This window comes from Cupriavidus sp. GW821-FHT07C08, assembly GCF_059419025.1.
The window spans coordinates 88355-104017 of record NZ_JBWKQZ010000016.1 but is presented as its reverse complement, the minus strand read 5'-3'; the positions used below and the strand labels follow the sequence as shown (position 1 = coordinate 104017).

20 protein-coding genes are annotated in these 15663 nt (G+C 63.8%); 18 read left to right on the top strand and 2 right to left on the bottom strand.

Going from position 1 to position 15663, the window contains the following annotated elements; translation table 11 throughout:
• From hisC to AC07UK_RS20430, 14 genes are all read left to right on the top strand, one after another.
• A complete protein-coding gene (gene hisC, locus AC07UK_RS20495; protein WP_494687191.1) occupies positions 1–1101 on the top strand; it encodes a histidinol-phosphate transaminase in 1101 nt (366 codons plus the stop codon).
• A gap of 4 nt (positions 1102–1105) precedes the next feature.
• Complete coding sequence (gene hisB / locus AC07UK_RS20490) at positions 1106–1693, top strand: imidazoleglycerol-phosphate dehydratase HisB (protein WP_010812330.1); 588 nt, start codon at positions 1106–1108, stop codon at positions 1691–1693.
• Between the two features lie 91 nt (positions 1694–1784).
• On the top strand, positions 1785–2408 hold the full coding sequence (locus AC07UK_RS20485; protein ID WP_010812329.1) for a YchE family NAAT transporter: 624 nt from the start codon (positions 1785–1787) through the stop codon (positions 2406–2408).
• The gene (hisH, locus tag AC07UK_RS20480) at positions 2405–3058 is read left to right on the top strand and encodes an imidazole glycerol phosphate synthase subunit HisH (protein ID WP_316151705.1); all 654 of its coding nucleotides are present in this window, start codon (positions 2405–2407) and stop codon (positions 3056–3058) included. Before AC07UK_RS20485 ends, hisH begins: the two co-directional genes overlap by 4 nt.
• A gap of 138 nt (positions 3059–3196) precedes the next feature.
• Positions 3197–3943: a 1-(5-phosphoribosyl)-5-[(5-phosphoribosylamino)methylideneamino]imidazole-4-carboxamide isomerase gene (hisA, locus tag AC07UK_RS20475; protein ID WP_494687192.1), complete on the top strand. Its 747-nt coding sequence runs from the start codon at positions 3197–3199 to the stop codon at positions 3941–3943.
• 60 nt (positions 3944–4003) lie between these two features.
• The gene (hisF, locus tag AC07UK_RS20470; protein WP_013958201.1) at positions 4004–4774 is read left to right on the top strand and encodes an imidazole glycerol phosphate synthase subunit HisF; all 771 of its coding nucleotides are present in this window, start codon (positions 4004–4006) and stop codon (positions 4772–4774) included.
• 2 nt (positions 4775–4776) lie between these two features.
• Complete coding sequence (hisI, locus tag AC07UK_RS20465; RefSeq protein WP_013958200.1) at positions 4777–5181, top strand: phosphoribosyl-AMP cyclohydrolase; 405 nt, start codon at positions 4777–4779, stop codon at positions 5179–5181.
• Positions 5178–5549, top strand: coding sequence for a phosphoribosyl-ATP diphosphatase (locus tag AC07UK_RS20460; RefSeq protein WP_494687193.1), 372 nt, complete (start codon positions 5178–5180; stop codon positions 5547–5549). The genes hisI and AC07UK_RS20460 overlap by 4 nt, the downstream gene beginning before the upstream one ends.
• A 60-nt stretch (positions 5550–5609) precedes the next feature.
• Positions 5610–6002 carry a DUF4870 family protein gene (locus tag AC07UK_RS20455; protein WP_041228198.1) on the top strand — a complete coding sequence of 131 codons (393 nt, stop codon included), beginning with the start codon at positions 5610–5612 and terminating at the stop codon, positions 6000–6002.
• Between the two features lie 63 nt (positions 6003–6065).
• The gene (locus AC07UK_RS20450) at positions 6066–6422 is read left to right on the top strand and encodes a histidine triad nucleotide-binding protein (RefSeq protein ID WP_494687194.1); all 357 of its coding nucleotides are present in this window, start codon (positions 6066–6068) and stop codon (positions 6420–6422) included.
• 148 nt (positions 6423–6570) lie between these two features.
• Positions 6571–6804 carry a Sec-independent protein translocase subunit TatA gene (gene tatA / locus AC07UK_RS20445; protein WP_436222819.1) on the top strand — a complete coding sequence of 78 codons (234 nt, stop codon included), beginning with the start codon at positions 6571–6573 and terminating at the stop codon, positions 6802–6804.
• Positions 6805–6899: 95 nt separating this feature from the next.
• A complete protein-coding gene (gene tatB, locus AC07UK_RS20440) occupies positions 6900–7409 on the top strand; it encodes a Sec-independent protein translocase protein TatB (protein ID WP_436222818.1) in 510 nt (169 codons plus the stop codon).
• Between the two features lie 140 nt (positions 7410–7549).
• Complete coding sequence (gene tatC / locus AC07UK_RS20435; protein ID WP_436222817.1) at positions 7550–8347, top strand: twin-arginine translocase subunit TatC; 798 nt, start codon at positions 7550–7552, stop codon at positions 8345–8347.
• A gap of 244 nt (positions 8348–8591) precedes the next feature.
• The gene (locus tag AC07UK_RS20430; protein ID WP_436222816.1) at positions 8592–9710 is read left to right on the top strand and encodes a porin; all 1119 of its coding nucleotides are present in this window, start codon (positions 8592–8594) and stop codon (positions 9708–9710) included.
• A gap of 451 nt (positions 9711–10161) precedes the next feature.
• Here the strand turns inward: AC07UK_RS20430 and AC07UK_RS20425 are convergent, their stop codons facing one another.
• Positions 10162–11355: a Do family serine endopeptidase gene (locus AC07UK_RS20425; protein ID WP_494687195.1), complete on the bottom strand. Its 1194-nt coding sequence runs from the start codon at positions 11353–11355 to the stop codon at positions 10162–10164.
• Positions 11356–11375: 20 nt separating this feature from the next.
• Between AC07UK_RS20425 and AC07UK_RS20420 the strand changes: the two genes are divergently transcribed.
• Entirely contained in the window at positions 11376–12122 is a 747-nt protein-coding gene (locus tag AC07UK_RS20420; RefSeq protein WP_026201232.1) for a Nif3-like dinuclear metal center hexameric protein, read from the top strand.
• A gap of 72 nt (positions 12123–12194) precedes the next feature.
• On the opposite strand, the gene mscL is transcribed toward AC07UK_RS20420, so the two are convergent.
• The gene (gene mscL, locus AC07UK_RS20415; RefSeq protein ID WP_436222814.1) at positions 12195–12620 is read right to left on the bottom strand and encodes a large conductance mechanosensitive channel protein MscL; all 426 of its coding nucleotides are present in this window, start codon (positions 12618–12620) and stop codon (positions 12195–12197) included.
• Between the two features lie 214 nt (positions 12621–12834).
• On the opposite strand from mscL, the gene petA reads away from it, so the two are divergent.
• The 3 genes from petA to AC07UK_RS20400 are packed head-to-tail and all read left to right on the top strand — an operon-like array spanning position 12835 to position 15638.
• Positions 12835–13452: a ubiquinol-cytochrome c reductase iron-sulfur subunit gene (gene petA / locus AC07UK_RS20410; protein ID WP_436222813.1), complete on the top strand. Its 618-nt coding sequence runs from the start codon at positions 12835–12837 to the stop codon at positions 13450–13452.
• Between the two features lie 2 nt (positions 13453–13454).
• Complete coding sequence (locus tag AC07UK_RS20405; RefSeq protein ID WP_436222812.1) at positions 13455–14858, top strand: cytochrome b; 1404 nt, start codon at positions 13455–13457, stop codon at positions 14856–14858.
• 36 nt (positions 14859–14894) lie between these two features.
• Entirely contained in the window at positions 14895–15638 is a 744-nt protein-coding gene (locus AC07UK_RS20400) for a cytochrome c1 (protein WP_013958187.1), read from the top strand.
• Positions 15639–15663 lie beyond the last annotated feature (25 nt).

The window sequence follows — 15663 nt, the reverse complement described above, 5'->3', positions numbered from 1 at the left end:
ATGTCAGCCGTAGAGCCCTCCCTGATCGAACGCATCATCCGTGACGACGTGCGCGCCATGGGCGCTTACCACGTGCCGGACTCGCACGGTCTGGTCAAGCTCGACGCCATGGAGAACCCGTACCAGCTGCCGCCCGCGCTGCGCCAGGAACTGGCCGCGCGGCTGGGCGAAGTCGCGTTGAACCGCTACCCCGTGCCCAGCAGCGAGGCGCTGCGCGCCAAGCTGAAGGCCGTGATGCAGGTGCCCGCCGGCATGGACGTGCTGCTGGGGAACGGCTCGGACGAGATCATCAGCATGCTGGCGCTGGCTGCGGCCAAGCCCGGTGCGAAGGTGATGGCGCCGGTGCCGGGCTTTGTCATGTACGCGATGTCGGCGCAGTTTGCCGGCCTGCAGTTCGTGGGCGTGCCGCTGCGCGCCGACTTCACGCTGGACCGTGCCGCCATGCTGGCCGCGATGGCCGAGCAGCAGCCCGCCATCATCTACCTGGCCTATCCCAACAACCCGACCGGCAACCTGTTCGATGCCGCCGACATGGAGGCCATCATCCGCGCCGCCCAGGGCGAGGTCTGCAACAGCCTGGTGGTGGTCGACGAGGCTTACCAGCCGTTCGCGCAGCACAGCTGGATGCCGCGCCTGACGGACTTCGGCAACCTTTTGGTGATGCGCACCGTGTCCAAGCTGGGCCTGGCCGGCATCCGCCTGGGTTACCTGGCCGGCGCGCCGGAATGGCTGTCGCAGCTCGACAAGGTGCGCCCGCCATACAACGTCAACGTGCTGACCGAAGCCGCCGCGCTGTTCGCGCTGGAGCACGTGTCGGTGCTGGACGAGCAGGCCGCGCAACTGCGCGCCGAACGCAGCCGCGTGGCCGACGGCATGGCGGCGCAGGCCGGGGTCACGGTGTTCCCCAGCGCCGCCAACTTCCTGCTGGTGCGCGTGCCGGATGCCGCACAGACGTTCGACCGGCTGCTGGCCCGCAAGGTATTGATCAAGAACGTGAGTAAAATGCACCCGTTGCTGGCCAATTGTCTGCGCGTCACGGTCAGCACCCCCGAAGAAAACGCGCAGTTCCTTGAGGCATTCGCAGCGTCGCTGCAGGATTAACACCATGCGTGTTGCAGAGGTCACCCGCAATACTTCGGAAACGCAAATTCGCGTTTCCCTGAATCTCGACGGCAGCGGCCGCCAGAAACTGGCGTCCGGCGTGCCGTTCCTTGACCACATGCTGGACCAGATCGCCCGGCATGGCATGTTCGACCTGGAGGTCGAAGCCACCGGCGACACGCATATCGACGACCACCACACGGTGGAAGACGTGGGCATCACGCTCGGCCAGGCGGTTGCCAGGGCCATCGGCGACAAGAAGGGCATCACCCGCTACGGCCACAGCTATGTGCCGCTGGACGAATGCCTGTCGCGCGTGGTGATCGACTTCTCCGGCCGCCCCGGCCTGGAATTCCACGTGCCGTTCACGCGTGCGCGCGTGGGCAGCTTCGATGTGGACCTGACCATCGAGTTCTTCCGCGGCTTCGTCAACCATGCGGGCGTGACCCTGCATATCGACAACCTGCGCGGCATCAATGCCCACCATCAGTGCGAAACCGTGTTCAAGGCCTTTGGCCGGGCATTGCGCATGGCGGTGGAGCTGGACCCGCGCGCGGCGAACACGATCCCGTCGACCAAGGGTACGCTCTGACCTTTCCACCACGGTAGGCGTGCCGGCTGGTTGCGGCGCCCGCTGACCTTCCAAGCCTGAACCTGGCCAGCGATGCTGGCGACCGCAACCGATGGATACGCTCAAGTCGTTTATTTCGCTGCTGGCGCTGATCAACCCGATCGGGGCGATCCCGTTCTTCATCAGCCTGACCAGCCTGCAGACGGAAGCGGAAAAGCTGCGTACCATCAAGATTGCATCGGTTTCAGTGGCGATCGTGGTGGCGGTGTCGGCCTTGCTGGGGCAGCAGATCATCGAGTTCTTCAATATCTCGGTGGCGTCGCTGCAGGTGGGCGGCGGGCTCATCATGATCATGATGGCCATGAACATGCTGAACGCGCAGACCAGCCGCACCAAGGCCACGCCGGAAGAAGAGGACGAGGCCGAGGTAAAGTCCAGCATTGCGGTGGTGCCGCTGGCGCTGCCGCTGCTGACCGGGCCGGGCTCGATCAGCACGGTGATCGTCTATGCCGGCAAGACCCAGCACTGGTACCAGTTGCTGATCCTGGTCGGCCTGGGCGTGGTGATCGGTGCGGTGGTGTACCTGGTGTTTCGCGCGGCCGACCCGATCGCCCGGGTCATCGGCCGCACCGGCATCAATATCGGCACGCGCCTGATGGGGCTGATCCTGTCGGCGCTGGCCGTGGAATTCATTGTGGACGGGCTGAAGACATTGTTGCCTGTTTTGAAATCATGACTACCATAGCAATTGTGGATTACGGCATGGGCAACCTGCGCTCGGTGGCGCAGGCGCTGCGTGCCGCGGCGCCGGAAGCGGATGTGCGCGTAGTGGATGCCCCCGAAGGCATCCGCTCGGCCGACCGCGTGGTGCTGCCCGGCCAGGGCGCGATGCCCGACTGCATGTCGGCGCTGGGTGCGTCCGGGCTGCAGGAGGCGGTGGTGCAGGCCGCCGCCAGCAAGCCGATGCTGGGCGTGTGCGTGGGCGAGCAGATGCTGTTCCAGTTCAGCACCGAAAGCCGGGCCGGCGCGGATCGTACGCCGGCGCTGGGCCTGATGCCCGGCCAGGTGGTGCGCTTTGCGCTGGACGGCATGACGCAGCCCGACGGCTCGCGCTACAAGGTGCCGCAGATGGGTTGGAACCGGGTGCGCCAGGCCAGGCCTCACCCGCTGTGGGACGGTATCCCGGACGACAGCTGGTTCTATTTCGTCCACAGTTACTATGTGCAGGCGCAGGACCCGGCCCATGTTGCCGGTGAAACGGAATACGGAGTCGTATTTACCAGCGCGGTAGCGCGCGATAATATTTTCGCGACGCAGTTCCACCCCGAGAAGAGCGCGGCCCTGGGCCTGCAGCTGTACCGGAACTTCGTCCACTGGAATCCCTGACCCGATTCGTTTTTTTACCGATCATCGACCGCTAACTCGACCCGTCACCCGACCTGTTTCCGATCGACTATCGACCCGACCTGACCGGCAGCGCCGGTCTCGCTCAATCTCTATCACTCAACCACGCTCGTCACGCATATGTTGCTCATTCCGGCCATCGACCTGAAGGACGGTCAGTGTGTACGCCTCAAACAAGGCGACATGGACCAGGCCACCGTCTTTTCCGAAGATCCCGCCGCCATGGCACGGCACTGGGTGGAGCAGGGCGCCCGCCGCCTGCACCTGGTGGACCTGAACGGCGCGTTCGTGGGCAAGCCCCGCAACGAGGAGGCCATCAAGGCCATCATCGCCGAGGTCGGCGACGAGGTCCCGGTGCAGCTGGGGGGCGGCATCCGCGACCTGAACACCATTGAACGCTGGCTGGATGACGGGCTGTCGTACGTCATCATCGGCACGGCCGCGGTGAAAAACCCCGGTTTCCTGAAAGACGCCTGCTCGGCCTTCGGCGGCCATATCATCGTCGGCCTGGATGCCAGGGACGGCAAGGTGGCGACCGACGGCTGGAGCAAGCTGACCGGCCACGAGGTGGCGGACCTGGCACGCAAGTATGAAGACTACGGCGTTGAGGCCATCATCTACACGGATATCGGCCGCGACGGCATGCTGCAGGGGATCAATATCGATGCCACCGTCAAGCTGGCGCAATCGATGTCGATCCCGGTGATCGCCAGCGGCGGGCTGTCCAACCTGGCCGACATCGACAACCTCTGCGCGGTCGAGGGCGAAGGTGTCGAAGGCGTCATTTGCGGCCGCGCGATTTACTCCGGGGATCTCAACTTTGCCGCTGCGCAGGCACTGGCGGACAAGCTGCGCGACGGGCAATAAGGCAACGCGCCGCGGGCGCAGCCGCCGCCAGGCCGGAACTGGCGGCGGACAAGGAATCTCATGCTAGCCAAACGTATCATCCCCTGCCTGGACGTGACCAACGGGCGGGTGGTCAAGGGCGTCAACTTTGTCGAGCTGCGCGACGCGGGCGATCCCGTGGAAATCGCGCGCCGCTACGATGAGCAGGGCGCCGATGAAATCACATTCCTGGACATCACCGCGACCAGCGACGGGCGTGACCTGATGCTGCACATCATCGAGGATGTGGCGTCGCAGGTCTTTATCCCGCTGACGGTGGGCGGCGGCGTGCGCACGGTCGAAGACGTGCGGCGCCTGCTCAATGCCGGCGCGGACAAGATCAGCGTCAACTCGTCAGCCATCGCCAATCCGCAGCTCGTGTCGGACGCGACCGCAAAGTACGGCTCGCAGTGCATCGTGGTGGCGATCGACGCCAAGCGCAGCTCCGCCCCGGGCGAAGCGCCGCGCTGGGAAGTCTTCACCCACGGCGGGCGCAAGGCCACCGGCCTGGACGCGGTTGAATGGGCGCGAGAGATGGCCGCGCGCGGCGCCGGCGAGATCCTGCTGACCAGCATGGACCGCGACGGTACCAAGAGTGGTTTCGACCTGGAACTGACCCGCGCCGTCAGCGACGCCGTGCCGGTGCCGGTGATCGCCTCGGGCGGCGTCGGCGGCCTGCAAGACCTGGCCGACGGCATCACCCAGGGCCGCGCCGACGCGGTGCTGGCCGCGAGCATCTTCCACTACGGGCAACATACCGTGGGCGAAGCCAAGGCATTCATGGCCCGCGAGGGCATTCCCGTGCGGATCTGATCATGGCAAAGAAGTGGCTCAACAAGGTCAAATGGGACGATAACGGCCTGGTGCCGGTGATCGTGCAGGAAGTCGGCTCGAACGACGTGCTGATGTTCGCCTTTATGAACCGCGACGCGCTCCAGCGCACCGTGGAGCTGGGCGAGGCCGTATTCTGGTCGCGCTCGCGCAAGCGTCTGTGGCACAAGGGCGAAGAGTCCGGCCACGTGCAGAAAGTGCATGAGATCCGCCTGGACTGCGATGAGGACGTGGTGCTGCTCAAGGTGACCCAGATCGACAATATCGCCTGCCATACCGGACGCCATTCCTGCTTCTTCCAGAAGTTCGAGGGCGATGTGGAAGCCGGCGACTGGCACACGGTCGAGCCGGTGCTGAAGGACCCTGCCCAGATCTACACCAAGCCATGAGCGACACCCAACTCAGCAGCAATGATGTCCTGGCGCACCTGGCCGAAGTGCTGGAATCGCGCAAGCCCGCCAACGGCGGCGACCCTGACAAGTCCTACGTGGCGCGCCTGTTCAGCAAGGGCGACGATGCCATCCTGAAGAAGATCGGCGAGGAAGCCACCGAGACCGTGATGGCCGCCAAGGACGCGCGCGCCGCCGGGCAGAGCGGCGCCGAGGCCGGCAAGGTGGTCTATGAAGTGGCCGACCTGTGGTTCCACAGCATGGTATTGCTGGCCAGCTTCGGCCTGACCCCGGCGGATGTGGTCAACGAGCTCGCGCGGCGCGAGGGGCTGTCCGGCCTCGAGGAAAAGGCCCGGCGCAAGGACTAGCTGGCGCAGGCGCCGGCCGGTCTTCCGCCTGCCCGCAAGGCAGGTTTCCAACCAAGGGCAATGATGGCGAACGACTACACCGGGCAAGTCACCACTCCAAGCGGCGAGCAGTTGAGCAGCCTGCGCAAGCTGCTACACATCCTGTATGCCCTGTATGCGATCTTCTGGCTGACCGGCGGCATCACCGCGCTGATCGCCATCGTGATCGACTACGTCAAGCGCGACGACGCGCGCGGTTCGCTCTATGCCTCGCACTTCGCCTGGCAGATCCGCTCGTTCTGGTGGTCGGTGGTGTGGGGCGTGCTGGGCGGGGTGCTGTTTGCGACAGTCGTGCTGATACCGCTGGCCTTTGCGGTCTGGGGCGTGCTGTCGCTGTGGATGCTGTATCGTATCGTCAAGGGCTGGCTGTACCTGAATGACAGCAAGCCGATGTACCCGGATCAGCAGTTCTGATGCCGGGCAGGCCGGGCCCGCGAAGGTTACAGCGGGTGCCGCGGCCGTCGCAATGAAATCTTCATGAACGCTCAGGATAATTGCATCTTCTGCAAGATCGTGGTCGGCCAGCTACCGTCGCGCAAGGTCTATGAAGACGACGACATGGTGGCCTTCCACGATATCCATCCCAAGGCCCCGGTACACTTTCTGGTCATTCCCAGGTTGCATGTCGACTCGCTGGCCGATTGCGGCGCCGGCGAAGGGGCGGTGCTTGCTAGAATGATGCTGAAGGTGCCTGAACTGGCGCGCGCGGCAGGCTGTGCCAACGGATTCCGGACGGTGATCAATACCGGCCCGGACGGTGGGCAAGAGGTCTACCACCTGCACCTGCATGTGCTGGGTGGGCCGCGCCACGCGTGGAAGGCACCGCTGCCCTGACCGGGCAGCCTTGGCATGGGAGCGCCCGCGGCGGCAACGCCCCGGGCAGAAGCTACGCCGGCAACCGTCGCCCGGCGCGGCCATAACGGGACGGAACAACGGGTCCGGGCATATCTGATTGCGCCCGCGGCTTCATCAGGAGCAAGAAATGGGTTCGTTTAGCATTTGGCACTGGCTGATCGTGCTGGTGATCGTCATGCTCGTGTTCGGCACCAAGAAACTGCGCAATATCGGCCAGGACCTGGGCGGCGCGGTCAAGGGCTTCAAGGATGGCATGAAGGAAGGCGAAAATAAGGCGGCCGCCGATCCTGCCCAGTCCAAGGAATTGCGCGACTCCACCACCATCGACGTCGAAGCCAAGGAAAAGACCCGCCAGCAGTAATCCGGCGGTGTGCCATTCCTTCTACGCAAACCTCGCTGCCTGCGTGTCGTCCCGCGCCTGCGCTTTTCCGCATGTTGTCCGCATGATGTGTCCGCATGATTGATCTCGGCATTTCCAAGCTGGCGCTGATCGGCGCCGTGGCACTGATCGTGATCGGTCCCGAACGGCTGCCCAAGGTTGCACGCACGGTGGGCGCCCTGGTCGGCCGGGCGCAGCGCTACATCAACGACGTCAAGGCCGAAGTCAGCCGCGAGGTTGAACTGGAAGAACTGCGCAAGATGCGCACGGAATTCGAGGACGCCGCGCGCGATGTCGAGCGCACCATCCACAAGGAAGTCAGCGAGCAGACCCAGGCGCTGAACGAAGCCCTGGGCGGTGCCGAGGGAACCAGCGGCGGCACCGCCGACGCCAGTGGCGGCTTCGTGCCAAGCTGGGATGCGGCCCACAAGGCGCACAACGGGCGCAAGAGCTGGCGCGTCAAGCAGGGCGCCCGCCCGCTCTGGTTCAAGCGCCAGCACAATGTCCGCGTCTGGGTGCAGTCAGGCGCGGCGCGCGTCAAGCGCCACCGGCCGGTCACCCGGCCATCCCGATCCTTCTTCGAGTGAGCATGCGCCGCGGCAACACCTTGCCGGCCGTCGTTCCGGCCGCTGCCGTCGTGGCCGCAGTCCTGGTCGCACTCGCGCGCCGCCGCGTTGCGGCCCCATCGATCCACCTTGCCAGCCCCCGCGGCTGAGCGGTTCACGCCATGAGCGACACCCGGTCCCCAGATCCCCAAGACCCGCAAGACGAGTCGCAGCAGGAAACCTTTATTTCCCACCTGGTCGAGCTGCGCCAACGCCTGGTCAAGGCGGTGGCCGGCATCATCCTGGTCTTCGTCAGCCTGGTCTACTGGGCGCCGCTCATCTTCAACCTGTTTGCCGCGCCGCTGATGGAGTCGCTGCCCAAGGGCGGCAAGATGATCGTGACTGACGTCACCGGCTCGTTCTTCGTGCCGATGAAAGTCACCTTGCTAGTGGCCTTCCTGATCGCGCTGCCGTGGGTGCTGTACCAGATCTGGCAGTTTGTCGCACCCGGCCTGTACCAGCATGAGAAGCGCCTGATCCTGCCGCTGGTATCGAGCAGCTATTTCCTGTTCCTGTGCGGCGTGGCGTTCGCGTATTTCCTGGTGTTCCCCACGGTGTTCCATTTCATGGCGCACTACAACGCCCCGCTGGGGGCGGAGATGTCGACCGACATCGACAAGTACCTCAGCTTTGCCATGACCACTTTCCTGGCCTTCGGCATTACCTTCGAAGTGCCGGTGGTGGTGATCGTGCTGGTGCGCTTTGGCGTGGTGGAACTGGATAAGCTCAAGCAGATCCGCCCCTATGTGATCGTGGGGGCGTTCATCATCGCGGCCATCGTGACCCCGCCCGATGTGCTGTCGCAGCTGCTGCTGGCCGTGCCGCTGGTGGCGCTTTATGAACTGGGGCTACTGCTGGCGCGCTTTGTGGGCCGCCCGGCACCTGAAGCCACCGCTTCCGGGGAAACGCAGCCGGACTAATTCGGCTGAGGTAGGAGATCTTGTCGGCCTGCCATCCCTGTTTTGCACCAAAACGGGGATTTTTCTACCCATTCCTGTTGCTCCCCGACAACAAAAACCGCCAGTGGGCATGGTTTACGCCGAAAAAGCCTTCTGACGGCCGGGGGGGCTGGCACATAATACGCAACAGACGTGAACGTTAATGCGTCGCCCAAGTACTTGGGCAACCAAGATTTCCCAATCAGTTGACAAGGAAAGTGTCGATATGAAGATGAAACTGTTTGCTGCTGCCGTCGCCGCTCTGGCCGCTGGTGGCGCCTATGCCCAATCGAGCGTAACCCTGTACGGCGTGGTCGATGCCGGTATTGAATACCAGCAAAACCAACCGAATGGCCACGACGTGGTTCGCATGACCTCGGGTAACCTGTCGGGCAGCCGTTGGGGCCTGCGTGGCGTGGAAGACCTGGGCGGCGGCCTGAAGGGCGTCTTCGTGCTGGAAAGCGGTTTCAACCTGGACGACGGCAAGTCGGGTAACGACAACCGCCTGTTCGGCCGCCAAGCCTACGTCGGTCTGGCTAGCCAATATGGCCAGCTGAGCCTGGGTCGTCACCAGACCCCGTTCTATGACTTCGGTCTGCAGTTCGACCCGATGGCCATTTCGAACAAGTACTCGATCACCGCTCAGGACGCCGCTTTCGCCAGCCGTGCTGACAACTCGGTCAAGTACATCGGCACGTTCGGTGGCCTGACCGCCAGCGCCCTGTACAGCGCTGGTGCAAACACCGGCGCCGGCGCCCTGGGCGAAGTCCCGGGTTCGGCCAAGCTCGGCCGTGAATTCGGCGCGAACCTGACCTACGCTGCCGGTCCGTTCGCGGTCGGTGCTGCCTATGACGAAGTCAACCTGGCTTCGGCAAACGCCGTGGGCACGGTCGTGAACCCGGACGCTACGATCCGCCGCGCTTCGGTGGCTGGCTCGTACGGCTTCGGCCCGGCCAAGGTCTACGCTGGCTACCGTTGGGCAAAGGGTGTGGATCTGGGCGCGCTGCCGTTCCAGGGCCAGAACATCCAGGCTATCACCGGTGCCAAGGCATCGTCGAACCTGTACTGGCTGGGCGTTGGCTACCAAGTGACCCCGGCTCTGTCGCTGACCGGCGCTGCTTACTACCAAGACTTCCGCGGCCAGAAGGGCGATCCGTGGAGCTTCGTGGCTTCGGCTGACTACGCTTTCTCGAAGCGTACCGACGCCTACCTGAGCCTGGGTTATGTTCTGAACAAGAACAACTCCAACCTGGGCCTGGACGGCTTCGGCAAGGTTAGCACCAACGCCAACGGCGAAGGTGACAACCAGTTCGGCGCCGTGGTTGGTCTGCGCCACAAGTTCTAATCTGACGCGAGCGTAAGCTCGCTTAGGATTGGCTTGAACCAAGAGGCCGGCATCCGTAAGGATGCCGGCCTCTTGTCTTGTGGGGCCGCCAAGAGCAGGCACAGGCCGGGTTGTGCTTGTTGCCGTGCTTCACCTGTCATGTTGCGCATCGGCAGCCGGGCAGGGCGGGTGGCTCGCGGCGCGCAGGGACTTCTGCTTCGCGATGCCGACGATAGGGATGGCGTTGTGGCGGCCCACCAACATGTTGGACAAGGATCGAGGCGCTGCCCCCTGCCCACGACCGCCGCGGGCATTGCCGTGGGCCGCCATGCCATCGAGGCGCGGTGTCTGCCGCTCAGGTCCGTTGTTTCCTGTCGCATCACCGTGACGCGGCGGGCTGCCTGGCCCACCGGGCACAAAAAAACCCCGCCTAAGGCGGGGTTCTTTCTTCAGGGCCGTGTCGCGCCGCCCCTCATTCTTCCTCTTCAAACGGCAGCGCGCGGCGCGGCGGCGGAGGCCGTTTGCCGATCGTCACCGTCAGGTCCGTTGCCTTGCCGCGGCGGATCACCGTCATCTTGATGTCCACGCCTGGCTTGAGCTGGGCAATCGCATTGAGCAGCGCGGTCGTGTCCGTGATCGATGAGCCATCCACCTTGGCCAGCACATCGCCGGGCTTCACGCCCGCCTTGTCGGCCGGCCCACCCTGGACCACCGCGGCGATCAGTGCGCCTTCCTTGGCATCGAGGCCGAACGATTCGGCGATCTCGGGCGTCATGTCCTGCGGCTCGACCCCGATCCAGCCGCGCGTCACGCTGCCGGTGGAGATGATCGATTCCATCACCTGCTTGGCGGTCGACACGGGAATGGCAAAGCCGATCCCCAGCGAGCCGCCCGAACGCGAGTAGATCGCCGTATTGATGCCCAGCAGGTTGCCCTGCGCATCCACCAGCGCTCCGCCCGAGTTGCCAGGGTTGATGGCCGCGTCGGTCTGGATGAAGTTCTCGAAGGTGTTGATGCCCAGGTGGCTGCGGCCCAGCGCCGAGACAATGCCCATCGTCACCGTCTGGCCGACGCCGAACGGGTTGCCGATGGCCAGCACCACGTCGCCGACCTTCACGTTCTCAAGCCGGCCCAGCGTGATCGCGGGCAGGTCCTTGAGCGTCACCTTGAGCACGGCCAGGTCGGTTTCCGGGTCGGAGCCCACCACCTTGGCGTTGGCCTTGCGGCCGTCGGTCAGCGCGATCTCGATTTCATCGGCGCCGTCGACTACGTGGTGGTTGGTTAGAATGTAACCCTCGGCGCTGACAATGACGCCAGACCCCAGGCTGGAGACCGGCTCCTGCCGCTCAGGCAGGCGGTCGCCAAAGAAGAAGCGGAACCACGGATCCTCGGCCTGCGGGTTGGGCGAGCGCTTGTTGCCGTTCTTGCTGGTAAAGATATTGACCACCGCCGGCATGGCCACCTGGGCGGCTTCGCTGTAAGACCCTTCGGCCGCAGGACCGGACACGTTGGGCACGACTTCCTTGAGCGCCACGATGGGCGAACCAGACTGGACCGCGACGCGCCCCCTCTGCAGCCAATCAGGCTTGAGCGTTGCCACGACGAACCAGACCGCCAGTACGACGGTGACAGCCTGGGCAAAGAACAGCCAAAAGCGCCGCAACATATTGGAGTTTTGAGCAGAAAATGAAAACAAAAGAGCTTGAATTGTACTTGAACGACCTGTTGGAAGTTTCCCGCTACAAGGACTATTGTCCCAACGGGCTGCAAGTGCAAGGTCGCCCGGAGGTCACACACGTCGTGACGGGAGTGACGGCAAGCCTGGCATTGGTCGATGCCGCGATCGAAGCGGGGGCCGACGCCATCCTCGTCCATCACGGCTACTTCTGGAAAAACGAAGATGCGCGCGTGGTCGGGCAGAAGCACGCGCGTCTGAAGCGCCTGCTTGGCGCGGACGTCAACCTGTTCGCCTTCCACCTGCCCCTGGACAACCACCCGGAGTTCGGCAACAACGCCCAACTCGGCCTGCAGCTCGGCTTTACCCCGACCGGCCGCTTCAGCGACGACCAGCTCGGCTGGACCGGCACGCTGCCCGCGCCGATGCCGCTCTCTGCGCTGGCCGCGCACGTTGGTGGCGTGCTGGGGCGCGAGCCGCTGGCTATCGGTGAGCCGGACCAGATGATCCGTACCGTCGGCTGGTGCACGGGCGGGGCACAAGGTTATTTCGATGCCGCGGTGGCCGCGGGTGTCGATGCTTATTTGAGCGGCGAAGTCTCGGAGCAGACCACGCATCTGGCGCGCGAAAGCGGCGTGGCGTATCTTGCCGCCGGCCATCACGCCACCGAGCGTTACGGTATCCGCTCGCTGGGCGAGCATGTGGCCGAACGCTTTGGCCTGCGCCATACGTTTATCGATATTCCTAATCCCGTCTGATCTGACGAAAAACAAAACGGCCCCATCGGGGCCGTTTTATCTTCCGGGGTCGGCGCGCATATGGCGCACCAGTCAGCGGGTCTTCAGGCTGTCGCGGATTTCACGCAGCAGCATGACTTCCTCAGGCGGTGCGGCGGGCGCTGCTTCCGGTTCCGCGGCGCGCATCCTGTTAAAGGCACGCACCATCAGGAAGATGATGAAGGCCAGGATCAGGAAGTTGACAACGATGGTCAGGAAATTGCCGTAGGCAAACACGGGCACGCCGGCCTTTTTCAAGGCATCGAGCGTAGTGGGTGTTCCCGGTGGGGGATCCGCCAGCACGATGAACATGCTGGAGAAGTCCAGCTTGCCGATAACTCGGCCTACCAACGGCATGATGAGGTCGTTGACCACTGAATCCACGATCTTGCCGAATGCCGCGCCGATGATCACACCGACCGCGAGGTCGATGACGTTGCCGCGTACGGCGAAGGTTCTGAATTCCGAGATCATGCCCATGGGGGGTTCTCCTTCTTGTCACTAGCGATGAACGGTTTCAAGCTCGAAGCCTGCCGCATCACTCACCGGAAAGCAAGCACCGAAGCCGCTTTCCGGGTTGCACGTCCGATAATCGCGCATGGCCGTGGCATTTTCTGCCTATCTAGTGCGCTGGTGTCTAAGGTACACTTTATGGTTGACGCAAAATCTAAATTGACTTCCCCTGGGGTTTGGAATGAGTGACCAGCAAGACGTGAAGAGCGTGGATAAAGGTCGCCGCAATTGGTTGATCGCGACATCCGTCGCTGGCGGCGTCGGAGGCGTAGCGGTAGCGGTTCCTTTCGTCAGTACTTTTGCACCATCGGAGAAGGCCAAAGCCGCGGGTGCTCCAGTCGAGGCGGATATTGGCGCGCTGAAGCCAGGCGAGATGATGACTGTCGAATGGCGCGGCAAGCCGGTCTGGATCATGCGGCGCACGGACGAACAACTGGCGTCGCTGAAGAAGACGGATGGCGAGGTGGCTGATCCCACTTCCGATGTGCCATTCACCATGCAGACGCCTGAGTACTGCAAGAACGAAACCCGTTCGCGCGCAGACCACAAGGACGTCCTGGTCGTGGTGGGTATCTGTTCCCACCTGGGCTGCTCGCCGTCGGGCCCCTTCGCCCCCGGCGCCAATTCTCAGCTCGGCACCGATCCCGGTTTCCTTTGCCCCTGCCACGGGTCGACCTTTGACCTCGCCGGGCGCGTCTTCAAGAACAAGCCGGCTCCGCAGAATCTCGATGTTCCCCCCTACCAGTTCCTGACCGACAGCAAGATCGTGATCGGCAAGGACGAGAAAGGAGAAGCCTGATCATGGCGGCCGAAAAACAAGTCAAGACGACCGGCCTGCTGGGCTGGATCGACGCCCGCTTCCCCGCAACCCAACTGTGGGAAGACCACCTCTCCAAGTACTACGCGCCGAAGAACTTCAACTTCTGGTACTTCTTCGGTTCGCTGGCGCTGCTGGTGCTGGTGATCCAGATCGTCACCGGCATCTTCCTGGTGATGAACTACAAGCCCGACGCCACGCTGAACGCGGCCGGCATTCCCGTGGCCTTCGCCAGCGTGGAATACATCATGCGCGAAGTCCCCTGGGGCTGGCTGGTGCGCTACATGCACTCGACCGGCGCCTCGGCCTTCTTCGTGGTGGTCTACCTGCATATGTTCCGGGGCCTGCTGTACGGTTCGTACCGCAAGCCGCGCGAGCTGGTCTGGATCTTCGGCTGCCTGATCTTCCTGTGCCTGATGGCGGAAGCCTTCATGGGCTACCTGTTGCCATGGGGCCAGATGTCATACTGGGGCGCCCAGGTGATCGTGAACCTGTTCTCGGCGATTCCCGTGATCGGCCAGGACCTGTCGCTGTTCATCCGCGGTGACTACGTGGTGAGCGACGCCACGCTGAACCGCTTCTTCTCGTTCCACGTCATCGCCGTGCCGCTGGTGCTGCTGGCGCTGGTCATCGCCCACATCATCGCGCTGCACGAAGTGGGTTCGAACAACCCGGACGGCGTCGAGATCAAGGCCAAGAAGGATGAGAATGGCGTCCCGCTGGACGGCATCCCGTTCCACCCCTACTACTCGGTGCACGACACGCTGGGCGTTGCCGGCTTCCTGCTGCTCTTCTCGGCCGTGATCTTCTTCTTCCCGGAAGTGGGCGGCTATTTCCTGGAGCACAACAACTTCTTCCCGGCTGACCCGCTGAAGACGCCGCCGCATATCGCGCCGGTGTGGTACTTCACGCCGTTTTACTCGATGCTGCGCGCCACCACGTCGAACTTCCTGCCGATCCTGTGGGTGTTCTTCGCGCTGCTGCTCGGCATGGTGTTCCTGCGCAGCAAGGATGCGCGAGTGAAGGTCGGCGCCATCGCCATCGCGGTGATCCTGGCCGTGGGCTTCTACTTCATCGACGCCAAGTTCTGGGGCGTGCTGGTGATGGGCGGCTCGGTGGTGATCCTGTTCTTCATGCCGTGGCTGGACTGCTCGCCGGTCAAGTCCATCCGCTATCGTCCTGCCTTCCACAAGACCATCCTGACCGTCTTCGTGGTGGTGTTCCTGGTGCTCGGCTATCTTGGCGTGCAACCGCCGTCGCCGGTCGGTGAGAAGGTGTCGCAGCTCGGTACGCTGCTGTACTTCGCCTTCTTCCTGACCATGCCGCTGTGGAGCCGTGTCGGCGAGTTCAAGCCGGTCCCGGAGCGTGTCACGTTCCACCCGCACTGAGCGAAGCGAACCCCGACAAGAGCACAAGGACACAAGATGAAAAAGCTGCTTTCGATCCTCGCGCTGGCCGGCGCCTGCTTTGCCGGCGCGCCTGCCATGGCATCCGAGGGGGGCTTCCCCCTTGAGCCGGCACCGGTGAACACCGCTGACCTGTCGTCGCTGCAGCGCGGCGCCAAGGTGTTCGTCAACTACTGCCTGAACTGTCACGGCGCATCGATGATGCGTTACAACCGGCTCAAGGACATCGGCCTGACCGACGACCAGATCCGCGAAAACCTGCTGTTCAGCGCGGACAAGGTTGGCGAGACCATGACCATCGCCATGCAGCCGAAGGAAGCCAAGGCCTTCTTCGGTGCGCAGCCGCCGGACCTGTCGGTGATCGCCCGCGCCCGCGGCGACGACTGGCTCTACACCTACCTGCGCACGTTCTACCGTGACGACAGCCGCGCCACCGGCTGGAACAACCTGGTGTTCCCGAGCGTCGGCATGCCGCACGTGCTGTGGGAACTGCAGGGCCAGCGCGCCGCCAAGTTCACGGAAGTGGAAGAGCACGGCGAGAAGGTGCACAAGTTCGCCGGCTTCGAGCAGCTGAGCCAGGGCAAGCTGAGCAAGGTCGAGTACGACCAGGCCACCGCCGACCTGGTAGGCTTCCTGGACTGGATGGCCGAGCCCGCGCAGAACCACCGCAAGCGCCTCGGTGTCTGGGTGCTGCTGTTCCTGGGTGTGTTCACCGTCTTTGCCTGGCGCCTCAACGCCGCGTACTGGAAAGACGTGAAGTAAGGCATGCCAGGGGCCCGAATCCGGG

What these genes read in the sequence shown, in the direction of transcription:
- hisC (WP_494687191.1), top strand. Translation starts at nt 1, where the DNA reads ATGTCAGCCGTAGAGCCCTCCCTGATCGAACGCATCATCCGTGACGAC.
- hisB (WP_010812330.1), top strand. Translation starts at nt 1,106, where the DNA reads ATGCGTGTTGCAGAGGTCACCCGCAATACTTCGGAAACGCAAATTCGC.
- AC07UK_RS20485 (WP_010812329.1), top strand. Translation starts at nt 1,785, where the DNA reads ATGGATACGCTCAAGTCGTTTATTTCGCTGCTGGCGCTGATCAACCCG.
- hisH (WP_316151705.1), top strand. Translation starts at nt 2,405, where the DNA reads ATGACTACCATAGCAATTGTGGATTACGGCATGGGCAACCTGCGCTCG.
- hisA (WP_494687192.1), top strand. Translation starts at nt 3,197, where the DNA reads ATGTTGCTCATTCCGGCCATCGACCTGAAGGACGGTCAGTGTGTACGC.
- hisF (WP_013958201.1), top strand. Translation starts at nt 4,004, where the DNA reads ATGCTAGCCAAACGTATCATCCCCTGCCTGGACGTGACCAACGGGCGG.
- hisI (WP_013958200.1), top strand. Translation starts at nt 4,777, where the DNA reads ATGGCAAAGAAGTGGCTCAACAAGGTCAAATGGGACGATAACGGCCTG.
- AC07UK_RS20460 (WP_494687193.1), top strand. Translation starts at nt 5,178, where the DNA reads ATGAGCGACACCCAACTCAGCAGCAATGATGTCCTGGCGCACCTGGCC.
- AC07UK_RS20455 (WP_041228198.1), top strand. Translation starts at nt 5,610, where the DNA reads ATGATGGCGAACGACTACACCGGGCAAGTCACCACTCCAAGCGGCGAG.
- AC07UK_RS20450 (WP_494687194.1), top strand. Translation starts at nt 6,066, where the DNA reads ATGAACGCTCAGGATAATTGCATCTTCTGCAAGATCGTGGTCGGCCAG.
- tatA (WP_436222819.1), top strand. Translation starts at nt 6,571, where the DNA reads ATGGGTTCGTTTAGCATTTGGCACTGGCTGATCGTGCTGGTGATCGTC.
- tatB (WP_436222818.1), top strand. Translation starts at nt 6,900, where the DNA reads ATGATTGATCTCGGCATTTCCAAGCTGGCGCTGATCGGCGCCGTGGCA.
- tatC (WP_436222817.1), top strand. Translation starts at nt 7,550, where the DNA reads ATGAGCGACACCCGGTCCCCAGATCCCCAAGACCCGCAAGACGAGTCG.
- AC07UK_RS20430 (WP_436222816.1), top strand. Translation starts at nt 8,592, where the DNA reads ATGAAGATGAAACTGTTTGCTGCTGCCGTCGCCGCTCTGGCCGCTGGT.
- AC07UK_RS20425 (WP_494687195.1), bottom strand. Translation starts at nt 11,355, where the DNA reads ATGTTGCGGCGCTTTTGGCTGTTCTTTGCCCAGGCTGTCACCGTCGTA.
- AC07UK_RS20420 (WP_026201232.1), top strand. Translation starts at nt 11,376, where the DNA reads ATGAAAACAAAAGAGCTTGAATTGTACTTGAACGACCTGTTGGAAGTT.
- mscL (WP_436222814.1), bottom strand. Translation starts at nt 12,620, where the DNA reads ATGGGCATGATCTCGGAATTCAGAACCTTCGCCGTACGCGGCAACGTC.
- petA (WP_436222813.1), top strand. Translation starts at nt 12,835, where the DNA reads ATGAGTGACCAGCAAGACGTGAAGAGCGTGGATAAAGGTCGCCGCAAT.
- AC07UK_RS20405 (WP_436222812.1), top strand. Translation starts at nt 13,455, where the DNA reads ATGGCGGCCGAAAAACAAGTCAAGACGACCGGCCTGCTGGGCTGGATC.
- AC07UK_RS20400 (WP_013958187.1), top strand. Translation starts at nt 14,895, where the DNA reads ATGAAAAAGCTGCTTTCGATCCTCGCGCTGGCCGGCGCCTGCTTTGCC.